Origin of the sequence: Algiphilus sp. (assembly GCF_965216485.1) — a bacterium.
Lineage (GTDB): Bacteria > Pseudomonadota > Gammaproteobacteria > Nevskiales > Nevskiaceae > Algiphilus.
Genome location: NZ_OZ244162.1, coordinates 1,466,468 through 1,488,881, shown reverse-complemented (window position 1 = coordinate 1,488,881; position 22,414 = coordinate 1,466,468). Strand labels below are relative to the sequence as shown.

Below are 22,414 nucleotides of genomic sequence, written 5' to 3'. Positions count from 1 at the left end.
GGCGATCAGTCCGAAGACGGCAGCTGCTTCGCCTGCTTCACTTCCAGCGGCTCGCCGTTCAGCACCATGCTGCCCTCGCCGCCCTTGGTGCAGAGCAGTTCGATGGACTCATCGGCATTGACATAGCGCTTGCCCATCAAGGTGCCGCCCGCGAAATTGGCATCCAGGCTGGCACCATCGGCACTGCCGTCGGGACCCAGCATGGGATGACCGCCGCACTGCAGGTCATAGTCACCTGCCGGCGCCTTGATCACCATCGCCTGGGTATCGCATACCGCGCTCTTCACGCGGGCACCTGCTTTGAGGGTAATGCTCATGGTCTGCTCTCGTTCGGTGTGGAAGTCGGCGCCGCCGAAGCGGCGATGCCGGAAGCCCAGTGCGTGAGCTGCTGGAACAATCCGGCACGCGACGGAAACAGGAAGTGACTGTGCCCGGTTTCCGGAAGAATGTGGAGCACGATGTCGCGGCTCGCGCGAAATGCTGCCGGCGCCTCGTGCGGAGGGCCGGCCATATCGGCGCTGCCCAGGCCGATGAATACCGGGACATCGATGGTGGCCGCCTCGGGCCCGACATTCTCCGGCAGCATCGAGGTAAAGGCCGGCACCGGCAGCAGCGGGGCGCGGCATTGCGCCAGGGCGCGCACGCCATCGACCTCGGCGCCGCGGCGGCCATACAGATCATTGTCGCCGCCGCCTGTCTGCATCTCGCCCATGTGCGCGAACATGGCGCGGGCCATGGCCTCGCGCTGGGCGTGCAGCGTCGGGCGGTCGGCCAGCACGGGCTTGACCGACTCGGGCAGATATTCGGGCAGGCCGCGGGTGCTGAAGCCGAGCAAGGCGATGCCGGCATGACTGTGCGCACGGTGCTGCTGCATGACCGTGAACATCGCGCCCATGGAATGCCCCAGCCCCAGGCTGTGCGCAATCGGCAACGCCGGCACGCCCTCGATCAGATCGCCCTGACGCAGTCCCGCCATCAGCTGGGCACAGGCCTCGGCCGCAGCGTCGGCCACCGATTCCGGCGTGTGGCAATAGCGGTCACCGCCATCGTCGCTGCTGCCGATACCCGGCGGATCCATCGCCGCCACCGCAAAGCCGCGCGCCGTCATGGCGTAGGCCAGGCTGTGGCTGTCGTTGCCCGGCACACGCAGGTCGAAGTACTCGCGCGACATATAGCCGCCGGGCAGGCAGAACCAGAGCTGGGTCGGCGTGGTCTCGGCCGGCAGCCAGAGCCGCACGCCCACCTGCTGTGCCCCCACCGCGAAGTGCAGATCCAAGGAGCGCACGGCCTGCGCTCCTTCGCTCCGAGCTTCGCGCGCCAGCGGCGTCTGCATTGCTAGGCCTTGCCCAGCACCGCGCCGGCCATGCCGGAGGTCACCAGAATGTTCTCGGCGCCATCGATCTGGTTGACCGCGCTGCCACGAATCTGGCGGATGCCCTCGGCCATGCTGTTCATGCCGTGGATATAGGCCTCGCCCAGCAGGCCGCCGTGGGTATTCACGGGCAGCCGACCCTTCGGTCCGGTCTGGCCCTCCTTGACGAAGGCGGCAGCCTCACCCCGGCCGCAGAAGCCGAAGGCTTCCAGCTGCATGAACACCTGCGGCGTGAAGGCGTCGTAGATCATCGCTGCCTGCATGTCGGAAGGCTGCAGGCCGGTCTGCTTCCACAGACGACGAGCGGTACCTTCGGCCTCGGGCATGACGGTGAGATCGTCGTGGTAGTAGTTGGAGATCACCTCGACGTTGTACGGAATCGACTGCGTCGCCCCGAGGATGCGCACCGGCGGCTGGCGCAGGTCGCGGGCGCGCTCCAGCGAGGTCACCAGAATGGCCACACCGCCGTCCGACTCCTGACAGCAGTCGAGCAGGCGCAGCACCGGTTCGACGATCCAGCGCGACTGCTGGTGATCCGCGTGCGTGATCGGCCGCTCGTAGAACCAGGCATTCGGATTGGTGGCGGCATAGGCGCGCTGCTGCACCGACAGATGCCCGAAATCGGCATTGGTCAGACCATAAGCCTCCATATAGGGGCGCGCCGCCAGCGCGGCCCAGGAGCCGGGCGTCATGGCGCCGAAGGGCACGCACCACATCAGCGAGCCGGTGCTGTTGCCGGCCTGTACCTGCTGCTGCTGGTTCTGGCCGAAGCGGTACTGCGAGCGCTCATTCATCGCGCGCCAGATCAGCACGTTCTCGCTGACACCGGCGTCGATCAACGACATGGCGTGATAGAGCGTCGCGGCGGCGGCCGCGCCACCGCCCGGGATGCGCCCGGAATAGGCCAGATCCTTCACCCCGAGCGAGCGCGCGAGATTGATTTCGTCGCTGTTGTCGATGGTGAAGGTGATCATGCCGTCGATATCGTGCGGCGAGACGCCGGCGTCCTGGCAGGCAGCCAGGGCGCACTCGGCGGCCAGCTGCAGTTCACTGCGGCCGGACTCCTTCGAGAATTCGGTAGCGCCGATGCCGGCGATGGCGGCGTGTCGCTGTGCCATGGATTACTTGCCTTCTGCCGGACGGAAGACCGGCACCTTGTGGTTGTTCATGGTGGGCACGAAGCACACCTCGACGGGCATGTCCTTGGTGATGTCTTCAAAGGCAATGTCGATGACATTGGTCACGAAGCGCACGCCTTCTTCCAGCTCGATGACCGCCACCGTCGGCGGCTCCTTGAAGCCGAAGGCCGGCGGATGCACCGGCTTGACCCAGCTCACCACCTTGCCGCGGCCGGACAGCGGCGCGACTTCGATGTCGAGACTGTGCGTCTCCGGGCACATCGGCCGCGGCGGAAACAGGAATTTGCCCGTCGCCCGGCTGCGTTGGCAGACCAGTTCCTCGCGGTCCGCGGCTTCCCAAAAGAACTTGGCGTCCGGTGTGACGATGGGTGCCAACCGGGTCGGTTTTTCTTCGTTGCTCATGAACGCCTATGGTGGTGGTGTGCGTACAGCGGTGGACCGGGCCGCGCGCGTGGCGCGGCCCGGTTGCGAGGCCAACTAGGCCGCAGGGCGGGTCGGCATGCGCGGCATGCCGGCATAGCCGATGGCGAACTGCTCTTCCAGCTCGTCCATCTGCGCTTCGGTGTAGCCCATCCCGGCCAGGATTTCCTTGGTGTGCTCACCGACGATCAGCGGCCGGCTCCCGATGCGTCCTGGCGTATCGGAGAGATCGACCAGCAGGCCGATCTGGTCGAGCTTGCCGACGTGCGGATGATCGAAGGAAGTCACCCACTGCCGCTTCTTGAACTCAGGGTTGTCATGCACACCGAGCGAGAAGGTCTCGGAGACGATCTCGACCGGTACGCCGGCGACATCCAGGCGCTGGAACCACTGCTCGGCGGTATCGGCTGCCAGGCGCTCGCCGATCAGACGCGCCAGTTCGGCGTCGTTGGCGGCGCGCGCCTCGGCATCGGCAAAGCGGCTATCAGCGGCCAGCTCGGCCAGACCCAGGGTGGTAAACAGCGCATCCCAGTGGCTCTCGTTGGCCAGCACCATGCAGAGCCAGCCCTGCTTGGTGGCGTAGACGCGATGACCGGCCGAATACCCGAACTGTTGGCCGTCGATCTTGGGACGATCAAAGCCGGTGCCGTCCGGCTTGGCCACGGCGTAGGAGGTATTGAGCAGACCGGCATTGACGATGGAGGTATCCACGAACTGGCCCTCGCCCGTGCGGTCGCGGTGGTACAGCGCCTGGATGACTGCCACCGCCGACAGGAAGCCGTTACCCGTATCGCCGAAGGAGGTGAAGCTCCACAGCGGCCTGCCACCGTTGTGCATGCCGCCGTCCTCGTACTGGATGCCGGTCAGGCAGGCGCCGGTCTGATCGTTGCCGGGCAGCGGCTGACGCGGGCCGGTCTCGAAGCCGCGCGTATGGCAGTAGATGAGCTTCGGATTGACCTGCTTGAGGCTCTCGTAGTCGATCTTCAGGCGCTCGGCGGCGTCGTAGCGCATGTTGTGATGCACGACGTCGGCTTCCTGCACCAGCTTGTGCAGCACCTCCATCGAGCGCGGATCCTTGACGTTGAGCGTGATGCTCTTCTTGCCGCGGTTCGACATGTAGGCGATATGCACCCGGTGCCAGAACATGTCGTAGAGACCGTTGACCTTGATGACCTCGGCCCCCAGATCCGACAGCAGCTGACAGCCGAAGGGACCGGCAATGGCCATGCCCAGGTCGAGCACCTTCACGCCTTCCAGCGGGGCGCTCAGACTGCCACCGGCCTTCTGCTCGGCCGGCGCCGGCGCACCGCCGCTCTTGGCAAGGCGCTTGATCTCGTCGGTATGTTCGCCGACCTTGGCCACCCGGTGATTGATCGTCGCCGGGTTCTTGCTCATCTTGTAGGTGGCGCCGACGCTGCGGATGGTGCCCAGTTCGGGGTCTTCGAACTCGGCCACGCAGCCGTCCTTGAGGAACAGCGGGTCGGCCAGTGATTGTTCCACCGAGCGCACGTCCTGCATCGTCATGCCGCCCTTGGCAGCGGCCTCGACCCACTCATCGGCGGTGAACTTGGAGACCGCCTCCTGCAGGATCGGATGGTAGTGCGCCATCACCAGCAGCTCTTCCGGCCCGGTGCCGAAGCGGTCCGGGTCGTTCTGCACGGACAGGTCCGGATTGGACTCCAGCGTGTCGCCCTTGGAGGCTTCGAGAATGAAGCGCGGGTTGGGCACCCAGTTGTGAATCCAGCGCTCGTCGCGGCACTGGAAGTGCCCCTTCGGCGAGCGGCTGCACAGAATCCAGGAATCGAAGCCGTCGACGTCGATATTCTCGGCGCGCTGCCAGACACCGGCACAGCCGGCGAAGACGCCCTGCAGCAGCGAGGTCTCGACATGCTGGCCGCGACCGGTGTGCTCGCGCGCGCGCAGCGCCGCGCTGATGCCCAGCGAGGCGTTGAAGAAAGCGCCCAGGCTCGGCCAGTGCGAGGCTGGGAACAGCGGCCCTTCGCGGTCGGCGCCCTGCGTCCACTCGGTGGGAATCTCGGCATCCTCAAAGGGATCCGGCCGTCCGGCGAGATGGTTGAGCGCGCCTTCGGGCCAGCCGCGCTGCTCCCACATCATGCCGGTGCGCGCCATGACAAGCGCGTCATAGGCGGGACGGTCGCTGTGCTCGGTCTCACGGCCGTAGCCGGTGATGGAGCAGTAGACGAGGCGCGGATTGCGCGCCTTGAGGGTGTCGTAGTCGATGCCCAGGCGCTGCGTCACGCCGGGGGCATAGCTCTCCACCAGGACATCGGCCTGATCGACCAGCGCCAGGAAGACGTCGCGGTCCTCCGCGTTCTTGAGGTCCAGCTCGGCGCGCTTCTTCCCGCGCTGCCAGACCTTGTAGCCCATCTGATTGCGATAGGGATCGCCACCGGGGGGCTCGATCTTGGTCACGTCGGCGCCGTGATCGGCCATGAGCATGGTCGTCATGGGTCCGGCAATACCCCATGTGAGGTCAAGCACCTTGAGGTTTTCGAGGACAGCTGCCATCTATGTCTCCACCGTGCTGTGCGGTTGTGGGTTGCCGCCGCGACACCGGCGGGGCGCCATCAAAGGTACCCCCCTTCCCGGAGTTGCGACACGGTAGGAAAACTAGCGGCCCTACCCGCTCCATCGCATGCTGCAAATGGGTGAGGGCTTCCGCGCCCGGGCCTGGGCGCTTTCCCGGGTCGCTAGGCGAAAGCCCATGTCACGCCGGTCAGCGCCTCGGATTGGGTCCACAGCGCGCGACCCAGCGCATCGTCGCAGGCGCGCGCAGAAGGCTGCACCGGCTTGGGGTAGCCACGAATCTGGAACCAGCCGTCCGGGCCGTAGAGCGCGCCACCCTCCACCGTCTCATCCGTGGCTGCGAACAGCGTTGGCAGCACCCCCATCGCAGCGGGCTGCGCCAGAGTGCGATTGTTGATCGCGATGACGTACTTCCAGAGAGGCTGCAATGCCTTGGGCAGCAGGGCGCCCATGTTGTCCGCAATCTCGGTGGCGGCGATGCCGGGATGCGCGGCCACGCTGCGAACGGGCAAGCCCGCCACCTGCAAGCGGCGATGCAGTTCGCGCATGAACAGCAGATTGGCCAGCTTGGACTGACCGTAGGCGGCGGCCTTGCGATACGGCCGCGCCACCCAGTTCAGATCGTCCATGGGCAGGCGGGCGCGGCGGTGCGTGATACTCGAGACCGTGACCACCCGCGCTGCCGCCGCCTGACGCAGTGCCGGCAGCAGGTGTGCCGTGAAAGCGAAATGACCGAGATGGTTTACGCCGAAAAGCATCTCGAAACCATCCCTGGTGTGGCGCAGCGGCAAGCCCAGGACGCCCGCGTTGTTACACAGGATATCGAGCGCGTCATGCTGCGCGCGGAAGCGTTCCGCCGCGCGCTGGACCGAGCCCAGGTCAGCCAGATCGAGGTCGAGGAGTTCGAGCCGCGCGTCGGGCTGCGCCTGAAGGACGCCGTCGCGCGCCCGCTCCGCCTTGCCGCGATCGCGGCAGGCCATCACCACCGTGGCGCGGCGCGCAGCGAAGGCCTGGACCGTCGCCAGGCCGAGGCCGGCGTTGGCGCCGGTGACAAGCACGGTCTTGCCGTGCAGATCCGGCATATCCGACGCGGTCCATCGACTCATCGTTGCTCTCCTTCAGGGCCAGGCGACGCCATCGACATCGCGCTTCGGCAAGGGGGTGGCGCGCGCAGCACCACCCCCCTCGTGTGCCGCATCAACGCATCGCCAATGCGGGCTTGGCCTGCGCTGCCTTATGGGACCAGGCCGCTGCCGTGCGCCGAATCCCCTCTTCGAGTGAGATCCGGGGTTCCCAGTCCAGCTCGCGGCGCGCGCGTCCGATATCGAAGTAGTGGTGCGTCATCATGTAGCGCACGGCAAAGCGGCTCAGGCCATTTTCGCCATTGAGGGTGCCGCCGCGCAGGGTATCCACCGTTTCGGCAATGGCGGCCACGCTGTAGGCCAACCAGTACGGCACCTTGCTGCGGATGGGCGGATAGCCGAGTTCGACGATGAGCTTCTCGATGAAGTCGAAGAAGGCCATCGGCTCACCGTTGGTCACGAAATAGGCCTTGCCGCCCAGATCGTTTTCCGGGGTCAGGCGTGCCTCGGCCGCCACAACGGCCTCCACCAGGTTGTCGATATAGGTGAAATCGGACAACTTGTCACGGTCGCCAACGGCGCGTTTGAGCTTGCCCGCCGCGGCCTTCTCCAACACCGCCGGGATGAAGCGGTTATCACCGGGCCCGAAGACCACATGTGGACGAATGGCGCAGATCAAGGGCCCCTGCCCCCCCGAGGCCGCCAGCAACTCCTTTTCCGCCTGGATTTTGCTGTCGGCATAGGGCGCCTGCGAGATGCGGGAATACGGCAGCATTTCATCCCCGTTCTCGATATCTTCGCCCTCGTAGACCGTACTGGCGGAGCTCATGTACAGCAGCCGCTGCACGCCGTGGGCGCGGCAGCCTTCCAGTACGTTGAGGCTGCCGGTGTGGTTCACGGCCCAGATATCCGCCACGCGGCTGTTGCGCGTGTGCACCATGGAGGCATTGTGGATGACGCTATCGATGCCTTCGCAGGCGGCGGACACCGCTGCTGCGTCGCGCAGATCGCACTGGATGAAGCGCGCGCCCGGCGCGAGGTTGCTGTCAACGGTGTCCAGTACGGTCACCGCATGCCCTTGGGCCAAAAAGGCTTCCGTCAGCGCGCGTCCCACGAAGCCGTTGCCGCCGGTGATGAGAATATTGCGATGCGTGCTCATGATCCTTCCTATTGGTAGGTACCGAAGGCCTGATCCCAGAACGGAAAGATCGAGGCGTAGTTGTAGCGGAACTTGTCGTGATGGATGTCGTGCTTGTGCACCCAGAAATTGAACAGCCGGAAGGCCGGGTGCGGAAAGGCGACATTGGCGTGCACGATGATGTTGGCGGTCGAATAAACGAAGAAGATCGCCAGGAAAGAGGCCGTGCTGATCGGCCCCAGCACCCACATCGAGGCCAGCAGCAGCCCCAGAGCCCCCATCTGTTCCAGCGGATGCAGGTAGATGCTTTCGCTGGCGGTGGGATAGCGCACCTTGTGATGCACGCCGTGGATGTAGCGCATCAGCTTCGGATGATGCAGGCCGCGGTGATAGAAGTAGTAGGCAAAGTCGTAGAGCAGCAGTACACCCAGGGTCTCGCCCAGGAAGTGGGCTGCTCCCGGCCATTGCGCATACAAGACGGTGTCGCCCAGGTGGTAGAGAAAGGCGATGAAGATGAGCAGCGCGAGGAGATTGTTGAGATGGGTATTGATCAGCTTCTTGGCCTTCGAGAAGCTGTTCACGCCCGGCGTGCGCACGCGGTATTGATTCAGCGGGGGGGAGGTCGCGGCCCAGTTCAGACCTGCCATCAGCAGGCCATCGAAGGCCAGAATCGCCACCCAGGCAGCAATGAAGACACTATCCATGGTTCAGGCCTCCTTCTTCCCAGTACCTAATCCCATCAGTGCGAACAGGCTGCGCACCCGGTCACGCCAGCGGCGGCGAAACAGCAGCCGCAGCGTCTCGCGGGCCTTGTCGTAATCCTTTGTCCCTACGGGGTAGAGCCGTGCCGGAATCGCCAGCGGCCAGCGGTCGGTAAGCACCGCCTTGGGGTTGGTATAGGCGCGTAGCCCATCGCGCCCATTCATGCGGCCGAAACCCGAGTACTTGACCCCACCGAAGGGCAGGTCCTGATTGAGGTAGCACAGGCCGAAATCATTGATGCAGCTGGCCCCTGCCTCAAGGGCCGCGGCGATGGTCTCCGCACGGGTGCGATCCCGGCTGAACACCGAGGACTGCAGGCCAAAGTCGGTACCGTTGGCGATGGCGATGGCCTCTGCATCGTCCTCGGCACGGAAGATCAGCATGACCGGCCCGAAGACCTCCTCCTGCGCGATACGCATGGCAGGGGTGACATCCACCAGCACGGTCGGTGGGTAGTAGTTACCGGGCGTGTCGGTCGGGCGGCAACCGCCCACCACGGCGCGCGCGCCCTGCGCGATGGCGTCCTGCACCAGTGCATCGACGATGGCGACCTGCTGCGCGGTCGTCATGGCGCCGACGTCGAGCGTGCCGGGCACCGTCGGTACACCCTGGCGTAGCGGCTCCGCGCGCGCGCGCACAGCGGCCACGAAGGCATCGTAGATGCCGCGGTGGACGATGATGCGCTCCGAGGCCACGCAGTTCTGCCCCAGGTTGATGAAGCACCCCCCCAGGGCGGCATGCACCGCCTGTTCCAGATGCGCGTCGTCACAGATGATCATCGGGTCCTTGCCGCCCAGCTCCATGACCACCGGCGTCAGATGCTCGGCACTGCCCTCGATGATGCGACGACCATTGGCCACCGAGCCGATGAACAGGATCTTCTGCACGCGGCTGCGCACCAGCGCGGCGCCGGTGTCGCCATAGCCATTGAGGATCTGCACGGTATCGGCGGAAAAGCCCTCCGCGGTGAGCGCATCCTCGATCACGCGGGCAAAGCGCTGCGTCGACCAGGCCACTGCCTCGGAGGCCTTGATGACCACCGCGTTGCCGGCCATGAGCGGCGCAACCAGCGAGCCGAAGATGTTCTGGAAGGGATAGTTCCAGGGCACGATGCAGGCCACCACGCCCAGCGGCCGGTATTCGATGCGGCCCTTCTTGTGCAGCAGCAGACCCGAGGGCACCTTCTCGCTGCGCAGGTGTTTCTCGCCGTTGCGGATGACCCAGCGGATCTTGTTGCACACCGGCATGATCTCGCCGAGCAGTGCGTTCTCCCAGGTCTTGCCGGCATCCTGCACGATGGCCTCGCACAGGCTGTCGGTCTCGTCCAGGATGGTTTGCAGCATGCGCTGAAGCACCGCGCGGCGCTGCCGGAAGCCGCTCTTCGCCCATTGCTGCTGGGCCTTGCGGGCGCGTTCCACCGCAGCCGTCACTGCCTTCGAGTCGGCCACCGGCATCTGCCCCAATGGCGCTCCGGTGGCGGGATTGATGCAGTCGATCACCGCGGGTGGGTGCAGGGTCGCCACATCGGGCGGATGAGGATTCACACTGAGTGACATGCAGGCACTCCTTCAAGGATGAATGCCGCCACCCGATAGCCGATGGCCATGCTGGGGGCGTTGATGGCGGAAACAGGGATCTGGGGCATGACCGAGGCATCGGCGATGCGCACATTGGCCAGCCCCTTGACGCGCAGCGCGGGGTCGACGGGACTGTCCGCGTCCTCGCCCATACGGCAGGTCCCGCAGTAGTGGAAGGTGGTCATCGTGGCGCGCTGCATCCAGCGGCGCCGTGTCGCGGGTCGATGCGATGCCGCCGCCTTCGATAACAGGCGCACCTTCTGGCTGCTCAAGGGCGCCTGCTGCGCGATGTGTACGGCGCGCGCGATGCCGGCTTCCATGGTGGCGGCGTCGGCAGGATCGGCGTAATAGTTCGGATCGATGATCGCTTCGGCCTCGGGGTCGGCACTGCGGATGCGCAACTGCCCGCGCGAGACCGGCTTGCCCAGAATGACAACGATGCCGAACAGTTGGGCCACAAAGCGCTGCAACAGCGGCAGAGCGAAGGCGGCCGACACCATGCCGCGCAGCAGGCGCCGCAACCAGCCCAGCCGGTAGAGCGCGCCTGGCAAGGCGAGGATCGGCAGCATGCGCTGCATGGACTCCTTCAAGGAGGCCGGCGCCGCATAGCAGACGAAGCAGGTATCCGGTGCAGCATCCGGCGCAGGGCCTTCGGCACGGCCAAAGGCATAGACCTGCGGATAGTGGAAATCGACCGGCGCCCTGCCCCGGAAGAACACACAGACGTTGGGGTGATCCTGCAGATGGGCGCCGACCGAGGGGGCATCCACGCGCACCGGGATCTTCAGGGCGTCCAGCAGCGCACGCGGCCCCACACCCGACAACTGCAACAGCTTCGGGCTTTCCAGCGCGCCGCCGCACAGGATGACCTCGCGGCGCACGGCCACGGATTCCACGACGCCGTCGCGCTTCAGCTCCACGCCCTGGGCGCGGCCGTGCGCGTCCATCAGCAGCCGCAGCGCGCGGGTATTCGTCTGGACCGTCAATGCCTGCGGCGGATTTTCGTGCAGCCAGGCGCGGTAGGCGCTGCGCCGCGTATCGCCGTCCGTATTCATCGCATTGCAGCCGACCACCTCGGACAAGGTGCCGTCGTTCATGCCGTCCTTGCGCGCAAACCCTGCCGCCTGCGCCGCTTCGAGGAAGCCCTCCAGAAAAGGGGTCGGCGGCCGCGTCCGGATACCCAGACGTGCCTCCACCGCCTCGAAGGTCGGCTGAAGGTCCTGCCATCTCCAGCCTTCGGGCCAGGCGTCGAAATCGCGCCGATCCCCGCGCGTGTACACCATGCCGTTGACCGCCCCGCTGCCCCCCAGCACCCAACCGCTGCCCATGTAAAGCGAACGCTTGCCGCAATACGACTGCGGCGCACTCATGCGATGGCGCATGAGCCGATCGTTGGCGAAACAGTCCTTGAAGCCGTCGGCGGAGAGCGTCTTCGGATGCATCTGCGCCGCGTCGCCCGCTTCGACCAACAGCACCTGCCCCGCTCCGGACTCGGCCAGACGCGCCGCCGCGATGCAACCGGCGGAGCCCCCGCCGATGACCACGTAGTCATAGGACGGCGCATCGCCCAGCGACGGCATGCCCTCCGGCTGCCAACCGCTGTGTACGGTGTCTGTCTCCTGTGTCGTTGTCCGCATGCTTGGCAATCACCGGCCGTAACAAGGCATACTTTTTAAGTAATTGTTGTTATCCAAAATAGTCGACGCCTTGGACCCTGTCAACGCAATGTCCAGTAGCCGCAGCACGGAACGACCGTGCGCGCTCGGCGGCTCTGACTACAATGGCGTCATGAGCGAACGCCGGCTGGGTCAAAAGGAATCGGAGGCGACCAAGGCCCGGGGCGCCCCGCGTGGTCGCAAACCCCAATCCAAAGCGCTGCGCGCCGCCAAGGAAGCCGCCTATCGCAGCCATATCCTGGCGGTGGCCGAACAGGTCTTTGCGGCACAGGGCTTTGCGCACACCAAGATGCAGGACATTGCCCGTGAGGCGGGCATGTCACTGGGCACGCTGTATCAGTCCTACCCGAGCAAGCAGGACCTCTACCGCGGCGTGCTCATTGCCCGCGACGGTGCAATGCTGGAGTCGGTCATGCGCCACGGGCAGGCGGTATTGCAGGCGCCACAGTCGATCGAGCATCTGCTCTGGCTGCAAGGCGTGCATCTGCAGTTCCTGCTGGAACACCCGGACTACCTGCGCATGCAGTTGCAGGAGGGCTACGCCTGGTACCACGATGCGGCGCGCCCCAGCTCCGAGGAGCAGCAGATGTGGACGCGCGGCATGGGGGTGATCGAGCACGTCTTCCGCTGGGGCATGGACCGCGGCTGGCTGGTCCCCGGACAGCCCCCCGACGAGGCGCGGATGCTGATGGCGGTGCAGCAGACGCGGCTGGCCAACTGGGTCAGCGACGGCATGCAGGCCGCGCAATCCACGGTCATCGCCCGCATCCGGGCCGATTTCGTACGTCTGTTCTGCCAGCCCGGCGTGGCCGCCGACCTGCTGGAAGCCGACGGCAGCGCCTTGAATGCGGCCACCGTCCAGCGCCTCGCAGCCATCGATCAGGGCACCGCGCCGCCGCCCTAACCCCCGGCGCGGCGGAGACCAGCTGGCGAGAATTCGCCGGACCGCGGTTCACGCCGGTTGAGCTGCGTGCCGATGGCCGCCTCGTTGTTGAGCTTCTCGATGCTGTAGGCGCGCGAGGTCAGGTCCTGATAGATCGAGACGTTGTTGTAGTAGCCCTGGGCGTCGTAGGCGTAGATCATGCCGTCGAAGGAGACGCGCCACAGCTCGCCACGCGTGTCGTACATTTCGCCCATGACCTTGTGCCAGCTGTCTTCCTCGATATAGAAGCGGCGCTTCCCGTAAACGTGGCGCACATCCTCCTTGAGGGTGCCCTCGACGATCCAGACCCGGCGCAGTTCATGCCGGATGTACTGCGGATCGAGGTGACCGGTGGTAGTAATGAAGTCGTCGTAGGAGCGCTCGCGCGACTCCAATGCGTAGTTGTGAAAGGGCACCACCATTTCGCGGCGGCCGATCAGCGTCCAGTTGAAGCGCTCGGGCGAGCCGTTGAAGCCGTTCTGCTCGTCCACCACCCGCGGCCCCTGGGGTACCGGATAGTCGAACTGCACATCCGGCGTCTTGCGCACCCGGCGCGTCCCCGGATCGTACTGCCAGGCATCACGCGCCATCTCGCTGTGGTCCAGGGTATTCGAGGACAGCGTCAGCCGGCCCGCATTGCGCGGCGGCGCGCGCTCTTCGCTCAGACTGTAGGCATAGACATCGCCATCGCTCCAGCCGGCGCGGTCGTCGGCCTTGGCGTAGGGGTTGTAGACCTTGAGGAAGACTTCCGATGGGGTGACGCTGCCGTTGGCGTGCTTGAAGCGCGATACCTGCGGTGCCTCGATGAACCAGGGCGCGGTCGAGGTCAGGATGTTGTAGATCAGCTCGATGCCCTGTTTCGGGATCGGGAAGGCGACCCCGCCATAGGCGCCCTTCAGGGTCAGCCCGTCGTTGGTGAGATGCGCCTGTTCCGCGTTCAGCCGCACATTCTCCCGAATCTTGTCAGGACGGCGAAAATCGCGACGCGTGGGATAGACATGAATCCGGTAGCTGTCCGGATAGGCGCGCAGCAGCGCCTCCTGCCCCGGCCCGATGACCTCGGCGTAGTCCGCCATGTTCTGGGCCGTGATGGTGTAGAGAACCTCGTCATCCGGATAGGGGTCCGGGTTGTAGCTGCCGTCGTAATCCACATGCGGGGGCGCCCCCAGCCACTTGCCCGACCATGCCGGGATGCTGCCATCGGCATTGCCCGCGGAAATAGCGCCGGTGGGGGTCAGCGCCTTGCCGAGATCGTCCGGGCCGTAGTTCTCGGCAGCGGCCGGCAGGGCCCATGCAAAGGCAATGGAAACGGTGATCACAGTACGCAACATGGCGTGACCTCTCAGAAGCTGTAGGTGGCACTGAAGGCGGTAAAGCTGCGATCCGCCAGCCCGCGTCGGGTGGGATCGGGGCCGCCATCGAAATGGTCATAGGCCAGTTCGGCGCGCAGATTGGCGAGATAGATGCCCGCCAACGCGATGCGGTAACGCCGATCCCCCTGCCCGGTCAGGCTGCCCAGGGAACCGGCGACAGCGGTCTGCCCCTCGAAGGCATTGGCGTGCGCGAGCGTGATCTCAACATCCCATCCAGGGATCACCTGCTGGTAGGTCACTGCCATGAGGCCCTGCGCTGCGGCCGCATTGCGGGTATTGGTCAGGCGAGCGAATTCCGCGCCGTCGATGCGCAGCGGATCCACATCGGAGACGTGCACACCCGAGATTTCCCCCACCAGCACCACGCGGTCCCAGAATGCGGAGGGAAGCAGGATCTGGAAGGCCCCCAGATTGGCCTGCCAGACATCGGCGCGGGTTGGCGTGGGCGCATTCTCCCCGGCGATCACGGGCGCATCCACATTCACACCGGCGCCCCAGCGGTGACTGACCTCCGCCGTGATGGCTGTGCTGCCGATGTTGGTGCTGATACTGGCCGAGGCCAGATCGATCGCATCGAAATAGCGCGTGCGGTAGGTGCTGTTGCCGAGCAGCACATTCAGCGTGCCCGCGTTCTGGAATTCCACGCCGGTGGGGTTCTTGTCGTGATAGCGCAGATACTGCACCGCCACTTCGGTACCGGTGCCGAAGAGATAGTTGGCCGACACGCCCCACTCCGGCCCATCCGTGGGACGGATATCCGCCAGGCGACGAATCTGCTGATTGCCGACCAGCGGCAGATCCTCGACGATCAGGAAATCCGCACCGGGCCCGACGATATCGGTGGTGCTGAAGTAGGCGCCGATCGGGTTGAGTTCGGTGTAATCCGCCTCGTACTGGTAATAGGCCGACAGGCCCAGGCGATAGCCGATGCCCCACTGCACCAGCACCTGCCCCATGGGCAGCAGGATGTCCTTGACCTCACGCCCCGGGACATTGGAACGGCTGGCATCCGCCGGGCTCTGCGCGCCGCTGGTGTTGGGGAAAAACAGGCTCTCGCCCCAGGACACCACCTGCTCTCCGGCGCGGATGTTCAGGCTGGTGCCGAACAGGTCCCAGCCGCCGTAGACATAGGCGTCCAGCATGCGGGCGCGCTCGCCGAGGCGGTCGCGCATCTCGTCGCTGAAGCGATTCGGGTCGCCGTCGCGATTGCGCCGGGCCGGGGCGTCGTGGCTCGGGTCCTCATCCATGATGGCGGCGTCGTAGAAGGCGTTGCCACGCGCAAAGAATCCGTAGCGCCCCCACTCGTAGCCGATTTCGCCGAGCGCGGACACGCGATTGTTGATCAGCTGCCCGACCTCGAAATTCCGGTTGCCGTCGTCGCCATTGATATTGGCTTCGAGCACGCCCGCAGGATCGTCCACGCGCATCGCCGCGCTGTAGGTGAGATTGAGCAGATATTCCATTCGGCTGCCACTGGCGAAATCGAGCGTCCCCGCCTGTGCGGCAGCGGGCAGCAATACAGCCAGCCCTGCCAACGTGCTCCACCATCCGGACCGGCGATGCCGCTCCGCTCCCCACCCGTCTCCTCGTCTCACCTGACCCCTCCTCCTCACACATTGCGCCCACGCCCGTGTATCCAGGCTTGCGGGCTGAACGAACTAGGCCACGCCCGGTGTCATGCAATCTCCCAGCACGGTATGCCCATCGAGTGCGCGCAGCGGCGCCTGCCACTGCTGCAACAGTGCGCGGCTGCTGATGCACAGCCCGGTGCTCGGGCCGGCAATCAGCTGATACGCGGCCTCGGCCATGGTTTCCACTGATTCCACCCATTCGGGGTGCGTCTTCGCCATCTCTGTGGCGATGCGTTCAGCGCTCTCGGTGCGGGCGATCCGGCTGGGCGCGAGGGCGTTGACCTGCACCCCGCTGCCATGCAGCTCGGCAGCCAGCCCTTGCGTGACCCGCTCGAGCGCAGCTTTGGAGGCACCGTAGACCGCCAGCGCATGCACCATATCGGCAGACGCCGGATAGGGAACCGGCGGCTGACGCACCGTGTCACTGCTGATGTTCAGGATGCGTCCCCAGCCATTACTGCGCATCGCTGGCAGCGCCTGCTGGCAGAGATCGAGCGGCGCATCCAGATTGATGGCGAACAGCTGCTGCCGCCCCGCAAGCGACATGCGGCTGGGCGGTGCGAATTCGGGCATGGCCGCCGCATTGTTGACCAGGATATCGACGGCACCAAAATACGAGGACGCGCGGGCCACCAGATCAGCACGCGCCTCGGCATCGGCCAGATCCGCGATCACCGTGGCCGCCTGCCCACCCTGGGCAGCGATTTCCGCGCAGACGCCTTCGAGCGCTTCCGCGGACCGCGCCGAACTGGTCGCCACGAGGGATGCGCCATGCGCCGCAAGACGCACGGCGATGGCGCGTCCGATGCCGCGGCTGGCGCCCGTGACCAATGCCACGCGCCCGGACAGGCTCTGCCTCGCCGTTGATGGCGCTGTCATGCGCTACGTCTCTCGCCTAGGCCATGGCGGTTGCAGGCTGTGCCGGCGCCATCGGCCGCTTGCCCACCGCGGCAATCAGCAGAGCGGAGACCACGGCGAAGCCGATGAAGGTCCAGAAGGCCAGGTCATAGCTGCCCGTGCGATCAAAGACCTCACCGATATAGCGCACCGAGAAGATCGACAGCGGCATGACCAGCAAACTCATGGTGCCCATCACCGAGCCAAACGACGCCGGCCCGAAGGCATCGGCCAGCAGCGTCATCCACAGTGGATAGGCGCCTCCCACGGCGAGGCCCACCGTGGCGCAGGCCACGATCAGCCCGGCATAGCCCGGCTCGATGAGCAGCACGGCGAGAAAGACCAGATGGCAGGCCGCCACCAGCGCGAACAGCCAGCGCTTGTCGACGCGGTCGGCCAGCGCACCGATGACGAGCTTGCCGGCGATGGCCGATATCGTCAGACAGGACACCAGCAATGCGGCCTGCTGGGTCGACAGGCCGGCGTCCTCGCCATAGGGAACGATCGAGGACAGCAAGGCCTGGTCGGCACCGAACAACAGCCCCACACCCACGCCGATCAACCAGAAATTGCGATTGCCGAGCAGTTCCTTAAGCGTCCAGCGACGCGCGGCCGCCTGCGCCGCCTGGGGGTCGCCGGCCATGGGTTCGGCGGCGCCATCCGGATGCAGACCCACGCTCTCCGGGCGGTCACGGATCAGCCAGAGCACCAGGCCGAGCATCACCACGGTGGCTCCGATGCCATGCACCGCCAGTGCCTGTCGCCAACCCAGATCCCCCATCAGCAGGGCGAGCAGTGGCGGCACGGCGAAACCGCCCGCCGACGTCGCCACCGCGAGGATGCCCATGGCGCGCCCACGCCGCCGATGGAACCAACGCGAGGTCAGCGTGTTCGCGGCCAGCGCACCACAGGCCACGGTGGCAAAGCCCACCGGCGCGAAGATGGCCAGCCCCAGCATCCACGGCGTGGTGGCCGCCGCCAACAGAAGAAAGCCAGCACCGAAACTCACCGCGCCCGTGGTCATCACCGCGCGTGCCGGCAGACGGTCCATCATGCGCCCGACGATGGGCGACCAGGCCGCCATGCCCAGCAGCAGCAGGATGAAGCCGAGATTGGTGTCCGCCCGCGACAGACCGAATTCCTCCGCCATCGGCCGCACAAAAAGGCCGAAGCAGTAGGTCGTGCTGCCAATGGCGATCATCGTGCAGCCAAAACCGGCCGCCATGACCCACCAGCCGCGGAACAGTCCCATGGCGCTACGCGCCGGCTCGCTGGTATGCATGCTTGTGCCCTAGAGTGCGAAGGTGCGCAGCGCGTTGTCGCAGACGATCTTGCGACGGTCGGCCTCGGGAATACCGGCCTCGGTGAGCTGGCTAACCACCTGCTTCTGCGAGTGTGGCCAGCAGGTCGCCGGGTGCGGGAAGTCGGTCGACCAATACAGGCAGTCCGCGCCAAAGTAATCGTAGAAGGCCTTCAAGCCCTTCGGCTCGTACATGAAGGTGGCCCCACACTGCTGGCGGAAGGTCTCCGACGGCGGCCGATTCACGCCCGGGAATTCGTAGTGCTCGTGCATGCGCGGGTCGAGCAGAAATTCGAAGAACCAGGGAATCCAGCCCAGTCCGGGCTCCACGAAGACCACGCGCAGCTTGGGGTACTTCTCCAGGGTGCCGGTCAGAATCCAGAAGCAGATCGCCTCGGCCAACGGCGCCCAGGCCATGCCGGTGAAGATCCCCTTCTGCGGCGTTGGATCGCGCCGGAAGATGCTCCACAGCTCCGTCTTGGGTTCGAGGTGATTCATGATTGTCACCCCGGTCTCCTCGATGGTGTGCCACAGCGGCGCGTAGACCGGGTCGTGCACGTCGGGCAGTCCCATGTCCGCCGGAAAGGGCGTGATCTGCACGCAGCGCGCCTTGTGATCGCGCGCCAGCCGCTGCACTTCCTTGCAGGCGAAGTCCACATCCATCAGCGGGATCTGGTAAGCGCACAAAAGGCGGTCCGGGTCGTGTCCAGCGAAGTCGCTGAGCGCCTGGTTATAGCCCTGGAAGACCTCCTTCCAGTCGTTGCCCATCAGCGCCGGATGACAGATCTTGGCGCCGCCCAATTCCGGAAACAGCACCTCGGCCTGCACGCCGTCGCGGTCCATGGCCTGCAGGCGCGCGCCGGGTTCGCTGTAGCCCTTGTCCTGCGAGGCCTCGGGGTCGACGAAATCCCGCAGGTCCAGATTGGGCTGGCCGCCGCGCAGATGCTCGGCGGCATAGGCTTCGGCCTTGCGGCTCGCCTCATCCCAGACCGCGTGCAGATCCCGACGCAAGCGCTCCTTGACCCAGTCCCCCGTGAGAAAAACGTGGGAGTCCGCCGATACCAATGTTTGCGCGCCCTGCATGCTGTCTCCTCCTATTCGCGACGATGGTCGCTTTTGAAGGAACGCTAGAACCTTTTGTGTGGCTACGGCCTCGCCTATACGGACGAGCCCGCAGCACGTGACTTATCGCGGAAGAACCAGGTCCCCAGCGCAGGAAGCAGGCAGATCGCACCCAGCATGTTGACCAAGAACATGAAGGCCAGCAGCAGCCCCATGTCGGCCTGGAACTTGAGCGCCGACATGGTCCAAGTGGCCACGCCGATCGCCATGGTCATGGCCGTAAAGACGATGGCGGCGCCGCGTTCACGCATGCCGTGCTCGAAGGCGGTACGGAAGTCGCTGCCCTCGCCCATGTGGTGCTGGATGCGCTCGTAGAGATACAGGCCGTAGTCGATACCCACGCCGACGCCGAGGGCGATCACCGGCAGGGTGGCTGTCTTCAGGCCGATGCCCAGCACCGCCATCAGCGCATTGGCAAAGACACAGACCATGGCCAGCGGCACCAGCACGCACAGCGACGCGATCCACGAGCGGAAGGAAAGCAGGCAGAACAGCAGCAGCGCGCCGAAGATGGCAAGCAGCATGCGCGCCTCGGCCTCGGCCACGGCTTCGTTGGTGGCCGCCATGACCCCGACGTTGCCGCTGGCCAGTCGGAAGGTCACGCCCTCCGTGCTGTTGCTGTCGATGAACTGCTTGGCTTCGTTGACGGCGTGGGCCACATTCTCGCCCTCGTGGTCATCCATGAAGACCAGCACCTGGATGGCGCGGCACGCTTCCGCATTCAGGCCCAGCTGCGGATCGAAGCCGCGCGAACCCACCGACATGCCTGCCTGGCTGCGCGCCAGCGCCTGCCAGCGCGGGTTGCCTTCGTTGAAGGCACCGATGACGCGCTTGGTGACACCGCCCACGCTGACCACCGAGCGCACGCCCGAGACGCCACGCATGTGCATCTCGAAGCGGTCGACGGCATCCATCACCGGATAGTGCAGGCAGGAATCGCCCTGGAATTCGGGCGCCTCCACGATCACCGAGAGAATGTCGGTGCCGACGTCGTAGGTCTCGGAGATCACCCGGCCGTCGTAGTTGTAGCGGGAGTCCTCATGCAGCTCGGGCGCGCCGGTGCCGGTATCGCCGATCACCAGATCCCTCGACAGCCAGGTGCTCGTGGCCAGCAGCACGACGCTGACCAGCAGCACCCAGCGCGCCCCGTGCGGTGTGGCACACACCGACACAGCGCGCATCATGCGCTCCACCGCGCGCGAATCCGAAGCATCGGCGCGGTCGATGCTGCGCTGCTCCAGCTGCAGATGCGACAGCAGAATCGGCAGGATCATCTTGTTGGTGATGATCATCAGCAGCACGCCGATGCTGGCCGTGATGCCGAGCTCATGCACGATGGGAATGTCGATCAGCATGATCACGCCAAAGCCCAGCGCCTCGGTGAGCAAGGCCACGGTGCCGGGGACGAACAGGCGGGTGAAGGCGTTCTGGGCGGCGGTCTTGGAATCCGCCCCCGCCAGAATCTCCAGTCGCCAGGCGCTGGTCATCTGCACCGCGTGCGACACGCCAATGGCGAAGATGAGGAAAGGCACCAGAATCGACATCGGGTCGATGCCGTAGCCGATCAATGGCAGGACGCCGATCAACCACAGCACCGGCAGCGCCGCCACGAAGGTGGCCACCAGCGTGATACGCATGGAGCGCGTGTACAGCCACAGCAGAATCATCGTCAGCACGAAGGCCAGCGCGAAGAAGGCAATGACGCCCAACAGGCCTTCGATGACATCGCCCAGCAGCCGCGCGAAGCCGATGACATTGACCTCGATATTCTCGTTCTCGAAGTTGTCGCGCAGATCCGCCAGCTGCTTCTGCACCTCCCAGTAGTCGACCCGCTCGCCGTTCTCGCCGCGTTCCAGCAGGTCGGCCTGGATCATCGCCCCTTTCTGGTTGTTGGCGACGAGCTGGCCGATCTGTCCCGAGTGCTCGACGTTGTGGCGGACCTTCTCCAGCTGCTCGGGGGTGCCCGAGAAGCGTGCCGGGATGACCGGCTCACCACGGAAGCCGTACTCCGTCACCTCGATGTAGATCGTGTCCGGCGTGAACAGCGAGGACACGGTGGTGCGGTTGATGCCCGGAATGAAGAACACCGCGTCGGTGGCTTCCTCCAGCGCCGTCAGGAACTCCTTGTTGTAGATGTCCCCCTCACCCTTCCAGCGGAGATTGACGAGAATCCGGTTGGCGCCGGAGAAGTCGTCCATGTACTCCATCATGGTGTCCATGTAGGGATGGTTCACCGGGATGAGCTTCAGGAAGCCGGGGTCGAGCTGAATGCGCGAGGCACTGAAACCCAGTGCCACCGTCACCATCAGGAACAGAATGGACAGCGAGCGGCGCCAGTTGACGATGAAGGCGCCTGTGCGGTCGACCAGGGAATTCGTATCGCGTTGCATCAGTTTCCTCCGGCCGGGGTAATGCTGCCGTCGGCGAGGTTCACCACATGGGCGCCGGGCTCTCCGCCGACCAGAACGCGGTCGCCGGACAGCGGCAGCACCGTCGAGAAGGTGCCCTGCTTGGTGGGAATGGCGCGGGTGAAGCGCCACTCACCCGGCTCGGCCACGACCACCGTCTGCATCGAGCCGACCAGCACAACACGGCCGTCGTCGAGGCGGGCGCCATCGAAGAGCGAGTCCTCGATGCCGGTGTCGAGCGCCTGCCAGGTGTCGCCGTCGTCGCGGCTGAGGAAGGCATGACCGCGCATGCCAAAGACCAGCCAGTTCGTACCGCCCAGATGCAGGCCGCCGAACATCGAACCGGGATAGTCGAAGTCGAGGGTCGACCAGGTCTCACCGCGGTCGCGCGAACGCAGCATCAAGCCGCGTTCGGCGGCGATCAGCATGGTGCCAGTCTCGGTCACCAGCAGGTCATTGAGATGGCTGCCGCTGAAGGCCTCCACCTGCCGCGACTGCCAGCTTTCGCCCCCATCGTCGGAGACCAGGTACTGGCCAAAGCCGCCAATGGCCACCAGCCGCTCGCCATCCGGGGTTGCAGCGATGTCGAGCAGCGGCTCCGGTATATCGAGATCGATATGCACGTTCTCCCAGCGCGCGCCGGCATCGTCGCTGCGCAGGATCATGAGGTTGTGGCCCACGGCAAAGACGCGCTGCCCTCCGGTCGGCACGATGCGCGTCACCGGCGAGCCCTCGGTGGTCCCCACCTCGGCGTTGCGCCACGGTCCGGGCGGCGCATCGTTGAGCAGAATGCGGCCCTTAGCGCCTCCGGCCATATAGCGCCCGTCGACGCGGGCCAGACCGTTGATCAGGAGCTGATGCGCCTGCAGCTGGGTTTCCGGGAAGTCCGGAAGACTACGGGGCGAAAAGGCGTAGATGAAGCCGCCAATCACCAGCACGGCAAAGATCAGCGACGGCCAACCGTCGCGCACGCGTCCGCGCGGCCGTCCGCCTCCGCTCGTTCCTACAGTCTGCTGCATGCTGTGTTCTCCTCCAAGATTCCGGTCTC

At 65.6% G+C, this 22,414-nt stretch carries 18 protein-coding genes; 1 reads left to right on the top strand and 17 read right to left on the bottom strand.

Features of this window, described 5'->3' with window-relative positions; genetic code table 11:
* Nucleotides 1-5 precede the first annotated feature (5 nt).
* The 10 genes from ACOOFO_RS06870 to ACOOFO_RS06825 all read right to left on the bottom strand — a co-directional run bounded on the left by ACOOFO_RS06870 (nucleotide 6) and on the right by ACOOFO_RS06825 (nucleotide 11,674).
* Nucleotides 6-317: a hypothetical protein gene (locus ACOOFO_RS06870; RefSeq protein ID WP_420429268.1), complete on the bottom strand. Its 312-nt coding sequence runs from the start codon at nucleotides 315-317 to the stop codon at nucleotides 6-8.
* Nucleotides 314-1,285: an alpha/beta fold hydrolase gene (locus tag ACOOFO_RS06865; protein ID WP_420429266.1), complete on the bottom strand. Its 972-nt coding sequence runs from the start codon at nucleotides 1,283-1,285 to the stop codon at nucleotides 314-316. Before ACOOFO_RS06865 ends, ACOOFO_RS06870 begins: the two co-directional genes overlap by 4 nt.
* Before the next feature lie 50 nt (nucleotides 1,286-1,335).
* Nucleotides 1,336-2,490 (bottom strand): thiolase C-terminal domain-containing protein, encoded by a 1,155-nt coding sequence (locus ACOOFO_RS06860; RefSeq protein ID WP_420429264.1) that lies wholly within the window; start codon nucleotides 2,488-2,490, stop codon nucleotides 1,336-1,338.
* Nucleotides 2,491-2,493: 3 nt separating this feature from the next.
* Entirely contained in the window at nucleotides 2,494-2,913 is a 420-nt protein-coding gene (locus ACOOFO_RS06855) for a Zn-ribbon domain-containing OB-fold protein (RefSeq protein WP_223057437.1), read from the bottom strand.
* Nucleotides 2,914-2,988: 75 nt separating this feature from the next.
* A complete protein-coding gene (locus ACOOFO_RS06850) occupies nucleotides 2,989-5,460 on the bottom strand; it encodes a CaiB/BaiF CoA transferase family protein (protein WP_420429262.1) in 2,472 nt (823 codons plus the stop codon).
* A 182-nt stretch (nucleotides 5,461-5,642) separates the two neighbouring features.
* Nucleotides 5,643-6,584, bottom strand: coding sequence for an oxidoreductase (locus tag ACOOFO_RS06845; protein ID WP_420429260.1), 942 nt, complete (start codon nucleotides 6,582-6,584; stop codon nucleotides 5,643-5,645).
* A gap of 91 nt (nucleotides 6,585-6,675) precedes the next feature.
* Entirely contained in the window at nucleotides 6,676-7,719 is a 1,044-nt protein-coding gene (locus ACOOFO_RS06840; RefSeq protein WP_420429258.1) for an NAD-dependent epimerase/dehydratase family protein, read from the bottom strand.
* Between the two features lie 8 nt (nucleotides 7,720-7,727).
* Nucleotides 7,728-8,402 (bottom strand): sterol desaturase family protein, encoded by a 675-nt coding sequence (locus ACOOFO_RS06835; RefSeq protein ID WP_420429256.1) that lies wholly within the window; start codon nucleotides 8,400-8,402, stop codon nucleotides 7,728-7,730.
* A 3-nt stretch (nucleotides 8,403-8,405) separates the two neighbouring features.
* Nucleotides 8,406-10,016: an aldehyde dehydrogenase family protein gene (locus ACOOFO_RS06830; RefSeq protein WP_420429254.1), complete on the bottom strand. Its 1,611-nt coding sequence runs from the start codon at nucleotides 10,014-10,016 to the stop codon at nucleotides 8,406-8,408.
* On the bottom strand, nucleotides 10,001-11,674 hold the full coding sequence (locus tag ACOOFO_RS06825) for a GMC family oxidoreductase (protein ID WP_420429252.1): 1,674 nt from the start codon (nucleotides 11,672-11,674) through the stop codon (nucleotides 10,001-10,003). The genes ACOOFO_RS06830 and ACOOFO_RS06825 overlap by 16 nt, the downstream gene beginning before the upstream one ends.
* Nucleotides 11,675-11,825: 151 nt before the next feature.
* On the opposite strand from ACOOFO_RS06825, the gene ACOOFO_RS06820 reads away from it, so the two are divergent.
* Entirely contained in the window at nucleotides 11,826-12,617 is a 792-nt protein-coding gene (locus ACOOFO_RS06820; RefSeq protein WP_420429250.1) for a TetR/AcrR family transcriptional regulator, read from the top strand.
* On the opposite strand, the gene ACOOFO_RS06815 is transcribed toward ACOOFO_RS06820, so the two are convergent.
* From ACOOFO_RS06815 to ACOOFO_RS06785, 7 genes are all read right to left on the bottom strand, one after another.
* Nucleotides 12,614-13,966: a DUF1329 domain-containing protein gene (locus ACOOFO_RS06815; RefSeq protein ID WP_420429248.1), complete on the bottom strand. Its 1,353-nt coding sequence runs from the start codon at nucleotides 13,964-13,966 to the stop codon at nucleotides 12,614-12,616. The genes ACOOFO_RS06820 and ACOOFO_RS06815 overlap by 4 nt on opposite strands.
* 11 nt (nucleotides 13,967-13,977) lie before the next feature.
* Nucleotides 13,978-15,543: a DUF1302 domain-containing protein gene (locus ACOOFO_RS06810; protein WP_420429246.1), complete on the bottom strand. Its 1,566-nt coding sequence runs from the start codon at nucleotides 15,541-15,543 to the stop codon at nucleotides 13,978-13,980.
* Between the two features lie 123 nt (nucleotides 15,544-15,666).
* The gene (locus tag ACOOFO_RS06805; protein ID WP_420429244.1) at nucleotides 15,667-16,518 is read right to left on the bottom strand and encodes an SDR family NAD(P)-dependent oxidoreductase; all 852 of its coding nucleotides are present in this window, start codon (nucleotides 16,516-16,518) and stop codon (nucleotides 15,667-15,669) included.
* A 16-nt stretch (nucleotides 16,519-16,534) separates the two neighbouring features.
* On the bottom strand, nucleotides 16,535-17,818 hold the full coding sequence (locus ACOOFO_RS06800; RefSeq protein WP_420429242.1) for an MFS transporter: 1,284 nt from the start codon (nucleotides 17,816-17,818) through the stop codon (nucleotides 16,535-16,537).
* Between the two features lie 9 nt (nucleotides 17,819-17,827).
* Complete coding sequence (locus tag ACOOFO_RS06795; protein ID WP_420429240.1) at nucleotides 17,828-18,919, bottom strand: amidohydrolase family protein; 1,092 nt, start codon at nucleotides 18,917-18,919, stop codon at nucleotides 17,828-17,830.
* Nucleotides 18,920-18,993: 74 nt separating this feature from the next.
* A complete protein-coding gene (locus ACOOFO_RS06790) occupies nucleotides 18,994-21,348 on the bottom strand; it encodes an efflux RND transporter permease subunit (protein ID WP_420429238.1) in 2,355 nt (784 codons plus the stop codon).
* Complete coding sequence (locus ACOOFO_RS06785) at nucleotides 21,348-22,385, bottom strand: WD40/YVTN/BNR-like repeat-containing protein (protein ID WP_420429236.1); 1,038 nt, start codon at nucleotides 22,383-22,385, stop codon at nucleotides 21,348-21,350. Before ACOOFO_RS06785 ends, ACOOFO_RS06790 begins: the two co-directional genes overlap by 1 nt.
* Between the last annotated feature and the right edge of the window lie 29 nt (nucleotides 22,386-22,414).

Excerpts from the sequence above, each read along its gene's own strand:
- ACOOFO_RS06870 (WP_420429268.1), bottom strand. The coding sequence starts at position 317 with ATGAGCATTACCCTCAAAGCAGGTGCCCGCGTGAAGAGCGCGGTATGC.
- ACOOFO_RS06860 (WP_420429264.1), bottom strand. The coding sequence starts at position 2,490 with ATGGCACAGCGACACGCCGCCATCGCCGGCATCGGCGCTACCGAATTC.
- ACOOFO_RS06855 (WP_223057437.1), bottom strand. The coding sequence starts at position 2,913 with ATGAGCAACGAAGAAAAACCGACCCGGTTGGCACCCATCGTCACACCG.
- ACOOFO_RS06850 (WP_420429262.1), bottom strand. The coding sequence starts at position 5,460 with ATGGCAGCTGTCCTCGAAAACCTCAAGGTGCTTGACCTCACATGGGGT.
- ACOOFO_RS06845 (WP_420429260.1), bottom strand. The coding sequence starts at position 6,584 with ATGAGTCGATGGACCGCGTCGGATATGCCGGATCTGCACGGCAAGACC.
- ACOOFO_RS06840 (WP_420429258.1), bottom strand. The coding sequence starts at position 7,719 with ATGAGCACGCATCGCAATATTCTCATCACCGGCGGCAACGGCTTCGTG.
- ACOOFO_RS06835 (WP_420429256.1), bottom strand. The coding sequence starts at position 8,402 with ATGGATAGTGTCTTCATTGCTGCCTGGGTGGCGATTCTGGCCTTCGAT.
- ACOOFO_RS06830 (WP_420429254.1), bottom strand. The coding sequence starts at position 10,016 with ATGTCACTCAGTGTGAATCCTCATCCGCCCGATGTGGCGACCCTGCAC.
- ACOOFO_RS06825 (WP_420429252.1), bottom strand. The coding sequence starts at position 11,674 with ATGCGGACAACGACACAGGAGACAGACACCGTACACAGCGGTTGGCAG.
- ACOOFO_RS06820 (WP_420429250.1), top strand. The coding sequence starts at position 11,826 with ATGAGCGAACGCCGGCTGGGTCAAAAGGAATCGGAGGCGACCAAGGCC.
- ACOOFO_RS06815 (WP_420429248.1), bottom strand. The coding sequence starts at position 13,966 with ATGTTGCGTACTGTGATCACCGTTTCCATTGCCTTTGCATGGGCCCTG.
- ACOOFO_RS06805 (WP_420429244.1), bottom strand. The coding sequence starts at position 16,518 with ATGACAGCGCCATCAACGGCGAGGCAGAGCCTGTCCGGGCGCGTGGCA.
- ACOOFO_RS06800 (WP_420429242.1), bottom strand. The coding sequence starts at position 17,818 with ATGCATACCAGCGAGCCGGCGCGTAGCGCCATGGGACTGTTCCGCGGC.
- ACOOFO_RS06795 (WP_420429240.1), bottom strand. The coding sequence starts at position 18,919 with ATGCAGGGCGCGCAAACATTGGTATCGGCGGACTCCCACGTTTTTCTC.
- ACOOFO_RS06790 (WP_420429238.1), bottom strand. The coding sequence starts at position 21,348 with ATGCAACGCGATACGAATTCCCTGGTCGACCGCACAGGCGCCTTCATC.
- ACOOFO_RS06785 (WP_420429236.1), bottom strand. The coding sequence starts at position 22,385 with ATGCAGCAGACTGTAGGAACGAGCGGAGGCGGACGGCCGCGCGGACGC.